Origin of the sequence: Vibrio sp. 1557 (assembly GCF_033340175.1) — a bacterium.
Classification (GTDB): domain Bacteria; phylum Pseudomonadota; class Gammaproteobacteria; order Enterobacterales; family Vibrionaceae; genus Vibrio; species Vibrio alginolyticus.
Genome location: NZ_JAWOVZ010000299.1, coordinates 1 through 1,024 on the forward strand (window position 1 = coordinate 1; position 1,024 = coordinate 1,024).

Genomic DNA, 1,024 nt, shown 5'->3' on the forward strand with positions numbered 1-1,024 from the left:
CTGAGAAATAATGGCTGTGAGCGATACGAGATTGAACAAGAAGAAAAACTGACCTGAAGGGGATGCATCGGGTGTGCGCGACACGATGAGCGTAAGCGAAAAGGCAAATAATGCACTGAAAACTCGCGTGATTGCCGTTTTCATGCCGAGTGACAGCAAGTTCTTTTTGCCACTCGGCATAAGTAGCAGTTTTTGTTGAATGGCTTGAAACATTCTATTTCTCTAACTGTAAATGTTGTTTAGAGCGAGGCGTTGTTTTTCTTCACTGAACGTCTCATTCAACTCGGTGGTGTATTGGCGAAAATCAATGTCATCATAGTGATTGATGCAATGTGTCATTTGCTTTGCCATGTCTTCCGGTGTTTGCGCCAAAAAAGGATAGTTGAGATCTTTTGTGGCACCAATGGAACGAATCACCATAGGGAGGTGCAGCTTCGCGGCTTCTAGAATCGTTAAAGGCATACCTTCCCATGCGGCGGTATGTAAATAGAGATCGGAGGCCTGCAGTTTCTTAACCACTTCATCGCGAGGAAGCATACCCGTTACTTGTACGCCCTCGGCTCTTAACGCTTGCTCTAGCTCTCTGTCTCCTCCTCCAATCCAAGTAATGTCTAATTGGCGATTGAGTGCAAATCGATTCAAGCAACGGAGTGTGTTAAGTAAAAATTGAGGGTCTTTCTGTGGTGCGACACGCCCTAAAACAACAATGTTCAATGCAGCTTGATGGTCTCGGCCGACACGTGTCGCACTTTGATAAGAAACGTAGTTGTTCAGCAGTTCCGCTCGTTTTGCTCCAATGCTAATGGCTAAATCACATTCGCGCTGACTGCAGCCTGCCACCACGTCAATTTTGTTGAGCATCACCTTTTCTAAAGCTCTGTATAGTTGGCGAGCGAAGCCTGACATATCTTCTCGCTCAAACGCATAGCAGTGCGGGGTATACACCAAGCGGGCGTGGTTGAGTTTCAAAAATCGACCTAAAAACCCGGCTTTGCTAGAGTGCAAGTGCACAATATTGGGTTTT

At 46.1% G+C, this 1,024-nt stretch carries 1 protein-coding gene and 1 pseudogene; both read right to left on the reverse strand.

From position 1 onward, the window contains the following. Nucleotides 1-213, reverse strand: a pseudogene (locus R7070_RS26625) (capsular biosynthesis protein); the annotation flags it as partial. Between the two features lie 9 nt (nt 214-222). Continuing rightward, nucleotides 223-1,024, reverse strand: an 802-nt coding sequence (locus R7070_RS26630) for a glycosyltransferase (protein ID WP_318141577.1), incomplete at its 5' end; no start/stop codon positions are given.